Origin of the sequence: Streptomyces sp. NPDC020731 (genome assembly GCF_044334705.1) — a bacterium.
GTDB lineage: Bacteria > Actinomycetota > Actinomycetes > Streptomycetales > Streptomycetaceae > Streptomyces.
This window is the reverse complement of record NZ_JBIRTN010000021.1, coordinates 153,202-162,192: the sequence shown is the minus strand read 5'-3', so window position 1 is coordinate 162,192 and position 8,991 is coordinate 153,202. Positions and strand designations below refer to the sequence as shown.

Here is an 8,991-nt window from a genome sequence, read left to right as displayed (position 1 = left end):
GCCCCCCGGTCTACTCACCAAGTCCCACATTACCGGGGATTTTCAACTTACCCACTAAACACCGGGGTCCCGCGGTGATGACGCACGGAGCGGTGCGGCGCCCCCTCGCACAGGGGGCGCCGCACCGCGAGGGCCCGCCGGCTCAGCTCAGCGTCTGTATGGACGTCGGCTCGTACGGCGCCAGCTCGTCGAAACGGCCGGCCAGCACCTTGGCCGCCCAGTTCGGGTCCTGGAGCAGCGCTCGGCCCACGGCGACGAGGTCGAACTCGTCCCGCTCCATCCGGTCGAGCAGGTCGTCGATGCTGCCGAGCTCGGCACCCTCCCCCTGGAAGGCCTTGAGGAACTCGCCGTTCAGACCGACGGAGCCGACGGTGATGGCGGGCCTGCCGGTCAGCTTCTTCGTCCAGCCGGCCAGGTTGAGGTCGGAGTCCTCGAACTCCGGGAGCCAGTAGCGGCGCGTGGACGCGTGGAAGGCGTCGACACCGGCCGCGGCGAGCGGGGCGAGGATCGCCTCCAGCTCCTGGGGCGTCTCGGCGAGCCGGGCGTCGTAGGCGTCCTGCTTCCACTGCGAGTAGCGGAAGATCACCGGGAACTCGGGCGACACGGCCGCCCGCACCGCCGCCACGATCTCCGCCGCGAACGTCGCACGGGCCACCGGGTCACCGCCGTAGGCGTCGGTGCGGCGGTTGGTGCCGGACCACAGGAACTGGTCGATGAGGTAACCGTGGGCGCCGTGCAGCTCCACGCCGTCGAAGCCGATCCGCTCGGCGTCGGCGGCCGCCCGGGCGAACGCGGCGACGACGGCGTCGATGTCGCCCTGCGTCATCGCCTTGCCCTTGCCCTCGGTGCCGTCCGTGCGCACCCCGGACGGACCGACCGCCGGAGCCTCCGGGTACGGCGCCTGGCCCTGCTCGCGGACCATGCCGATGTGCCAGAGCTGCGGCACGATCGTGCCGCCCGCCGCATGCACCGCCTCGGCGACCTCCGCCCAGCCCGCGAGCTGCTCCTCCCCGTGGAACCGCGGCACCCGGTCGCTCAGCCCGGCCGACTCGTGCCCCACGTACGTCCCCTCGGTGACGATCAGCCCGACCCCGGCGGCGGCACGACGGGAGTAGTACGACACCACGTCCTCGCCGGGAACGCCGCCCGGCGAGAACATCCGGGTCATCGGCGCCATGGCGATGCGGTTGGGGACGGTCAGGCCGTTGATCGTGACGGGCCGGGAGAGGATCCCGGCGGCTCGGGCGGCGGCGTCCGGGGAGGTGACGGTCACGTGGGGCTCCTCTGCTTCGAATACCAGTTGGTATGTGCGCATGCATTAAATGCACGTTCAGCACCAACCGGGAAGCAGGGGGAGGCATTCCCTCTCGGGCCCAGGTGTGACTCCGGTCACGAAACGCCATCGGGGCACGGTCACCCGACGAGGACACGCCTCCTGCGCTTCGGCCTGTACGCGGACGGGGAAGGGCCGGCGCGGGTCGGCGCGCTCGTCGACGGGGCCGCGGCGGCGCCCGGCTCGTCGGACGGACCGTCCTGCGCACCCTGCCGGGGAGCGGGATGACGACCGCCGACCCCTACGGCCTCCTGGCGGAACAGTGGGCCCGGGAGCATCCGGGCCGGAGCAGCGGCGCACGGGAACCGGTCGAGCCGCGCGTCCGCCCGGTGTGTTCCCTGCGGTCCTGGCGGGCGATCCGCAAGGCGGTGCTGCGGGGCCTGTGCCCGCAGGGCGCGGCACCGCACACCTGCCGCGTCCCCCGGCGCGCCGCCCGATCCCGCCCGCCCGGAGCCCGGGCTCCGAGCCCCGGCGAGCCCGAGGACGGCCGCTGCCGGCGGTCTCCGTCCACTCGTGGGGAACCGCCATCGTGCTCCCCTCCCCCGTGGACATCACCCTCGGCACGGAGGAACTCGAGAACCGCGCGGACCGACCCCGCACACGCCCGAGGGCGGCACCCCCTGCCGGAACAGGGTGTGCCGCCCTCGGTCACGCGACGGACGGATCCGATCCCCGAAGGGATCAGAAGTCCATGTCACCGCCCGGCATGCCGCCGCCGGCCGGGGCCGCGTTCTTCTCCGGCTTGTCGGCGATGACGGCCTCGGTGGTGAGGAACAGCGCGGCGATCGACGCGGCGTTCTGCAGCGCGGAGCGCGTCACCTTCGCCGGGTCGATGATGCCCTCGGCGATCATGTCGACGTACTCGCCGGTCGCGGCGTTCAGGCCGTGGCCGACCTGAAGGTTGCGGACCTTCTCCACGACGACGCCGCCCTCGAGACCACCGTTGACGGCGATCTGCTTGAGCGGGGCCTCCAGGGCGAGCTTCACGGCGTTGGCGCCGGTCGCCTCGTCACCCTCGAGCTCCAGCTTCTCGAAGACCTGGGAGGCCTGCAGCAGGGCCACGCCACCACCGGCGACGATGCCCTCCTCGACGGCCGCCTTGGCGTTGCGCACGGCGTCCTCGATGCGGTGCTTGCGCTCCTTGAGCTCCACCTCGGTGGCGGCACCGGCCTTGATGACCGCGACACCGCCGGCGAGCTTCGCCAGGCGCTCCTGCAGCTTCTCGCGGTCGTAGTCCGAGTCGCTGTTCTCGATCTCGGCGCGGATCTGGTTCACGCGGCCCTGGACCTGGTCGGCCGAGCCGGCACCGTCGACGATGGTGGTCTCGTCCTTGGTGATGACGACCTTGCGGGCCTTGCCCAGCAGGTCGAGCGAGGCGTTCTCCAGCTTGAGGCCGACCTCCTCGGAGATGACCTCGCCGCCCGTGAGGATGGCGATGTCGCCGAGCATGGCCTTGCGGCGGTCGCCGAAGCCCGGGGCCTTGACCGCGACGGACTTGAAGGTGCCGCGGATCTTGTTGACGACCAGGGTCGACAGGGCCTCGCCCTCGACGTCCTCGGCGATGATCAGCAGCGGCTTGCCGCCCTGCATGACCTTCTCCAGGAGCGGGAGCAGGTCCTTGACGTTGGAGACCTTGGAGTTCGCGATCAGGATGTACGGGTCGTCGAGGACGGCCTCCATACGCTCCATGTCGGTGGCGAAGTACGCCGAGATGTAGCCCTTGTCGAAGCGCATACCCTCGGTGAGCTCCAGCTCCAGACCGAAGGTCTGGGACTCCTCGACGGTGATGACGCCTTCCTTGCCGACCTTGTCCATGGCCTCGGCGATGAGCTCGCCGATCTGGGTGTCGGCGGCGGAGATGGAGGCCGTGGAGGCGATCTGCTCCTTGGTCTCGACGTCCTTCGCCTGCTCCAGCAGGGCGCCGGAGACGGCCTCGACGGCCTTCTCGATGCCGCGCTTGAGGGCCATCGGGTTGGCGCCGGCGGCTACGTTGCGCAGGCCCTCCTTGACCAGGGCCTGGGCGAGAACGGTCGCGGTGGTCGTACCGTCACCGGCGACGTCGTCCGTCTTCTTGGCGACTTCCTTGACCAGCTCGGCGCCGATCTTCTCGTACGGGTCCTCGAGCTCGATCTCCTTGGCGATGGACACACCATCGTTGGTGATCGTGGGGGCGCCCCACTTCTTCTCGAGGACGACGTTGCGGCCCTTGGGGCCGAGCGTCACCTTGACGGCGTCCGCGAGCTGGTTCATGCCGCGCTCGAGGCCGCGCCGCGCCTCCTCGTCGAACGCGATGATCTTGGCCATGTGAAGTGGTCCCTCCAGGACTGGGGGTGATTCCTTCGGACCGCGCCCGCGCCCGCGACGGACGGCTCGCCAGCCCTGTGGTTCCTTGCCCCACACGGCCCGCGGGCCTCACCGACCCGGTCCTTCGTTGTCACTCTCACCTTCAGAGTGCTAACGCCAATGATTAGCACTCGACCCATGCGAGTGCAAGCGCCCATGGGGAGTACACGGGTGCGCTCAGCCGCACGCGAACACGGCGAAGGGCCCGCACCCCAGGAGGTACGGGCCCTTCGTCAGCAGAAGATGCTTGCGGCTGGCAGCGCGTTCAGGCGCTGAGACGAACCATGTCGGCCTGCGGGCCCTTCTGACCCTGCGAGATCTCGAACTCGACTCGCTGGCCTTCTTCGAGGGTGCGGTAGCCGTCCATCTGGATCGCGCTGTAGTGGACGAAAACATCCGCACCACCGTCGACCGCGATGAAGCCGTACCCCTTCTCCGCGTTGAACCACTTGACGGTGCCCTGAGCCATGCCTAACTCCCCTATTACTGGCCCTTGCACAGATCCGCACTTCGCGGATCCGGGTCAGACCTCACCCCCCAACGGTTGGGGGCGTGCGCCGGAACGCGTCGACCGCGGCTGAATGTATCTGTCCAACTGCCGTCTGCAACAGGTCAATCGGACGAGAAATCTGGACGACGCCGGTCCGGAATGTGGCGAGAATTCGCCTGAATCCGGGGCAAGTCGGGCCACGCAAAGGTCACAAATGCCGCGAAGGGTGCCCACACTTTGGCTACATCCAGTCGGGCCCGCGGCAGGAATTCAGTGTTTCCGATCAGCGGATCGGGAGCGCGTTCCCCAACTCTATCGCGCTCAATCCCATGGAATTGCCCCCTCCGCTTCTCTCACGGAGGGGGCAATGTCCTCAACACTCGGTAACCGTCATTACCGAAGGTAATGATCAGCCGCCGGCCACCGCCGGAATGATCGACACGCCGGCCCCGTCCGGGGTGGCCGTCCCGAGCCCCTGCTCGAACCGCACGTCGTCGTCATTGACGTAGACATTCACGAACCGCCGCAGCTTGCCCTGGTCGTCCAGCACCCGGGCGGCGATGCCCGTGTGGTTCTTCTCCAGGTCCTCGATGACCTGGCCGAGAGTCGCACCCTCGGCACTCACCTCGGCCTGCCCGCCGGTGTAGGTACGCAGGATGGTAGGGATCCGAACAGTAACGCTCACAACAAACCTCCGGTCGGGTGACTTACCGGGGACGCGGGGAGCCGTGCGATCAGCCCCCACCGGCCCGCGGACGAAAACGGTGGAGCAGCCCCTAGACGAGCCCGGCCTCACGGAACGACTCCAGGCTGGGACGGATCGTCGCCGTGAGCCCCGTACCGGCCACCGCGTCCAGCGTCTTCAGACCGTCCCCGGTGTTGAGCACGACGGTGGTCAGGGACGGGTCGAGCGCCCCGCTCCCGAGAAGCTTCTTGGCGACCCCCACGGTCACCCCGCCGGCGGTCTCCGCGAAGATCCCCTCCGTGCGCGCGAGCAGCTTGATCGCGTCGACGATCTGCTCGTCGTTCACGTCCTCCACGGCCCCGCCCGTCCGACGGGCGATGTCCAGCACGTACGGTCCGTCCGCCGGGTTCCCGATCGCCAGCGACTTGGCGATCGTGTCCGGCTTCTGCGGACGTACGACGTCGTGGCCCGCCTTGTACGCGGTGGACACCGGCGAACAGCCCTCGGCCTGCGCGCCGAAGATCTTGTACGGCCTGTCCTCGACCAGCCCGAGCTCGATCAGCTCCCGCAGCCCCTTGTCGATCTTCGTGAGCTGCGAGCCGGAGGCGATCGGGATCACGAGCTGGTCCGGCAGCCGCCACCCCAGCTGCTCGCAGATCTCGTACGCGAGGGTCTTCGACCCCTCGGCGTAGTACGGCCGCAGGTTGACGTTGACGAAGCCCCAGCCCTCGCCGGCCGGGTCGCCGATCAGCTCGGAGCAGAAGCGGTTCACGTCGTCGTAGTTGCCCTCGATGCCGACGAGCTCGCCGCCGTAGACGGCGGCCATGACGACCTTGCCCTGCTCCAGGTCGTGCGGGATGAACACGCAGGACCGGAATCCGGCGCGGGCCGCGGCGGCGCCCACCGCGCCGGCGAGGTTGCCGGTGGAGGAGCAGGAGAGGGTGGTGAAGCCGAAGGCGCGGGCGGCCTCGATGGCCTGGGCGACGACGCGGTCCTTGAAGGAGTGCGTCGGGTTGCCCGAGTCGTCCTTGACGAACAGCTTGCCGGCGTCGACGCCCAGCTCACGCGCGAGGTTGTCGGCCTGGACGAGCTTGGTCCAGCCGGGGTTGATGTTCGGCTTGGTCGCCACGTCCGCCGGGACGGGCAGCAGCGGCGCGTAGCGCCAGATGTTCGCGGGTCCCGCTTCGATCCGCTTGCGGAGCTCCTCGGTGTCGTGGGCCGAGAAGTCGTACGCGATCTCCAGCGGGCCGAAACACTCCTCGCAGGCGAAGACCGGGCCGAGGGGGACGCGGTGACCGCATTCGCGACAGGACAGCGCTGCGGCGGGGCCCAGGTCTACGGAGGTGGCGGCGGAGGAATCGGTGGTGCTTGCAACGGTCTGCACAGCCATGGAGGCGAGGCCCTTTCTCCTCATCTTCCTCACGACGCATCTCGCCGTGAGACGGATTTGGCACCTTCCCTAGCCGGGAGCCTCGCCACGTCCGTGTGACAAGAACCGACTGGAGGGTTGCCGGGGCTTCATCGGGCCGTATCCCTCTGCCCCTCTGGATGAGCGGTGTTCAGTTGTCGTCCGCGCGGTGACCCCGGCATGCGGTGGTCATCGGCGTTGTTCAAGACTGTAACCGAAGGCCTGCAGGGTGGAGACAGTCGTCCGAACCGCGAGATGGATCACAGGCCAGTGAGGAGCCCGGGACCGTGCTGGAAGAAGTCGAGCGCTGGCTGACCGACCGCGCCTGGTCCGTGGCCGACCGCCCGCTCCACCGGATCCTGGCGGCCAAGCGTGCCACGGGACAGACGGTGAGCGTGGTACTGCCCGCGCTCAACGAGGAGGCGACGGTCGGCGACATCGTGTCCGCCGTCCGGCACGACCTGATGCTCCGGGTGCCGCTGGTCGACGAGGTGGTGGTGGTCGACTCGGGTTCGACCGACCGCACGGCCGAGGTGGCGGCGGCGGCGGGCGCGACGGTGGTGCACCGGGACGCGATCCTGCCCCGGATACCGGCGGTGCCCGGCAAGGGCGAGGTGCTGTGGCGTTCGCTGCTGGTCACGTCCGGGGACGTCGTGTGCTTCGTCGACGCGGATCTGCGGGAGTTCTCCTCCGACTTCGTCTCCGGCATCGTCGGCCCGCTGCTCACCGAACCGGACGTACAGCTGGTCAAGGCCATGTACGACCGCCCGCTCGGCTCTGCGGCCGGTCAGGGCGGCCGGGTGACGGAGCTGATGGCCCGCCCGCTGCTGAACATGCACTGGCCCCAGCTGGCCGGCTTCGTCCAGCCGCTCGGCGGTGAGTACGCGGCCCGCCGCGGCCTCCTCGAACAGCTCCCGTTCCCGGTCGGGTACGGCGTCGAGCTCGGCATGCTGGTCGACGCCCTGCACCTGGTGGGCCTGGACGCGCTCGCCCAGGTCGACGTCGGCGTCCGCGTCCACCGCCACCAGGACGGTCAGGCCCTCGGCCGGATGGCCGCCGCCATCTACCGCACCGCCCAGCTCCGCCTGGCCCGCGGCCATCTGGTCCGCCCGTCCCTGACCCAGTTCGAGCGCACCGGTGACAGCTTCGAACCCCGCACGTACTCCGTCGACACGGAGGAACGGCCGCCGATGGCGGAGATCGCGGAGTACCGGGCACGACGGGTGGCCTGACCCGTATACGGCCGATCCGTGCGTTTGAGGCCCCTGGGACCGGGCTAGGTTGACGCGTATGGCTGTCACGCAGGGTGCTCAGGTGCTGGTCGCGTCGAATCGCGGGCCCGTCTCGTACACGGTGGAGGACGACGGTTCGCTGCGGGACAAGCGGGGTGGTGGCGGGCTGGTGTCCGGGTTGTCGGCGATCGGGCCGGAAGCGGGGGCGCTGTGGGTGTGCTCGGCGCTGTCCGACGGTGACCGGGAGGCCGTGCGGCGCGGGGTCGGCGAGGACGGCGTGCGCATGCTGGACGTCCCGGCGGACGTGCACGCGGACGCGTACAACGGGATCGCCAACTCGGTGCTGTGGTTCGTGCACCACATGCTGTACCAGACGCCGCTGGAGCCGGTCTTCGACGCGGAGTTCCGCCGTCAGTGGGCGTCGTACGAGGCCTACAACCGGGCGTTCGCCGAGGCGCTGGCCGAGGAGGCGGCGCGGGGCGCGGCGGTACTGGTGCAGGACTACCACCTCACGCTGGTCCCCGGGATGCTCCGCGAGCTCCGCCCCGACCTGCGCATCGCGCACTTCTCGCACACGCCGTGGGCACCCCCCGAGTACTTCGCGATGCTGCCGGACGACATCGCGCGGCAGGTGCTGCGCGGGATGCTGGGCGCCGACCGGCTGGGTTTCCTCACCCACCGCTGGGCGGACGCGTTCACCGCGTGCTGCGAGCGCTTCGCGGACGGGCTCGGCGACACGGCGGTGGGGGTGCACGGGCTCGGGGCCGACGCGGACTTCCTGCGCGCCCGCGCCCACGAGGCGGACGTCGAGGAGCGGATCGCCGCGCTCCGGGAGGAGATCGGTGCGGGGCGCCGGACGATCGTCCGGGTCGACAGGACCGAGCTGTCGAAGAACATCGTGCGGGGCCTGCTGGCGTACCGGCAGCTCCTGGACGATCACCCCGAGTGGCGCGAGCGCGTCGTGCACGTCGCGTTCGCCTACCCCTCCCGGCAGGATCTCGCCGTGTACCGCGACTACACCGCCGAGGTGCGGCGGGTCGCCGAGGAGATCAACGAGCGGTACGGCACACCGGGCTGGCGGCCGGTCGTCCTGCACGTCAAGGACGACTTCGCCCGCTCTCTCGCCGCGTACCGGCTGGCGGACGTGGCGCTGGTCAACCCGATCCGTGACGGCATGAACCTGGTCGCCAAGGAGGTCCCGGTCGTCTCCGACACCGGCTGCGCGCTGGTGCTGTCGCGGGAGGCGGGCGCCCACGAGGAGCTGGGCGAGGACGCGCTCACGGTCAACCCGTACGACGTCGTCGAGACCGCCGGCGCCCTGCACGAGGCCCTGACCATGAGCCCGGACGAACGCACCGAGCGCTCCAAGCGCCTGGCGGCGGCGGCGACCGCGCTGCCCCCGGCGCGGTGGTTCCTGGAGCAGCTGGACGCGCTGCGGGACGGGACGGTGTCCCGCTGACCGGTACGGCCGGTCGCGCAGGCGTGCGAGGGCGTGACCGT

Annotated in this window: 7 protein-coding genes and 1 riboswitch; of the genes, 2 read left to right on the top strand and 5 right to left on the bottom strand. The window is 70.1% G+C overall.

The window, feature by feature from the left end; translation table 11 throughout:
- Window positions 1-142: 142 nt before the first annotated feature.
- The 5 genes from ACH4VX_RS29200 to thrC form a co-directional block, all read right to left on the bottom strand.
- On the bottom strand, window positions 143-1,273 hold the full coding sequence (locus ACH4VX_RS29200; protein ID WP_398371498.1) for an NADH:flavin oxidoreductase: 1,131 nt from the start codon (window positions 1,271-1,273) through the stop codon (window positions 143-145).
- Window positions 1,274-2,014: 741 nt separating this feature from the next.
- Window positions 2,015-3,637, bottom strand: coding sequence for a chaperonin GroEL (gene groL / locus ACH4VX_RS29195; protein ID WP_398371496.1), 1,623 nt, complete (start codon window positions 3,635-3,637; stop codon window positions 2,015-2,017).
- Between the two features lie 304 nt (window positions 3,638-3,941).
- Complete coding sequence (locus ACH4VX_RS29190; RefSeq protein WP_004929928.1) at window positions 3,942-4,145, bottom strand: cold-shock protein; 204 nt, start codon at window positions 4,143-4,145, stop codon at window positions 3,942-3,944.
- Between the two features lie 430 nt (window positions 4,146-4,575).
- A complete protein-coding gene (locus ACH4VX_RS29185) occupies window positions 4,576-4,851 on the bottom strand; it encodes a MoaD/ThiS family protein (RefSeq protein WP_398371494.1) in 276 nt (91 codons plus the stop codon).
- 91 nt (window positions 4,852-4,942) lie between these two features.
- Window positions 4,943-6,241 carry a threonine synthase gene (thrC, locus tag ACH4VX_RS29180; protein ID WP_398371493.1) on the bottom strand — a complete coding sequence of 433 codons (1,299 nt, stop codon included), beginning with the start codon at window positions 6,239-6,241 and terminating at the stop codon, window positions 4,943-4,945.
- A 17-nt stretch (window positions 6,242-6,258) separates the two neighbouring features.
- A riboswitch (SAM riboswitch) is annotated at window positions 6,259-6,406 on the bottom strand.
- A 140-nt stretch (window positions 6,407-6,546) separates the two neighbouring features.
- Here thrC and ACH4VX_RS29175 point away from each other — a divergent pair.
- On the top strand, window positions 6,547-7,491 hold the full coding sequence (locus ACH4VX_RS29175) for a glucosyl-3-phosphoglycerate synthase (RefSeq protein WP_398371491.1): 945 nt from the start codon (window positions 6,547-6,549) through the stop codon (window positions 7,489-7,491).
- Between the two features lie 58 nt (window positions 7,492-7,549).
- The gene (locus tag ACH4VX_RS29170; protein ID WP_398371490.1) at window positions 7,550-8,950 is read left to right on the top strand and encodes a trehalose-6-phosphate synthase; all 1,401 of its coding nucleotides are present in this window, start codon (window positions 7,550-7,552) and stop codon (window positions 8,948-8,950) included.
- Window positions 8,951-8,991 lie beyond the last annotated feature (41 nt).

What these genes read in the sequence shown, in the direction of transcription:
- groL (WP_398371496.1), bottom strand. Translation starts at nt 3,637, where the DNA reads ATGGCCAAGATCATCGCGTTCGACGAGGAGGCGCGGCGCGGCCTCGAG.
- ACH4VX_RS29190 (WP_004929928.1), bottom strand. Translation starts at nt 4,145, where the DNA reads ATGGCTCAGGGCACCGTCAAGTGGTTCAACGCGGAGAAGGGGTACGGC.
- thrC (WP_398371493.1), bottom strand. Translation starts at nt 6,241, where the DNA reads ATGGCTGTGCAGACCGTTGCAAGCACCACCGATTCCTCCGCCGCCACC.
- ACH4VX_RS29170 (WP_398371490.1), top strand. Translation starts at nt 7,550, where the DNA reads ATGGCTGTCACGCAGGGTGCTCAGGTGCTGGTCGCGTCGAATCGCGGG.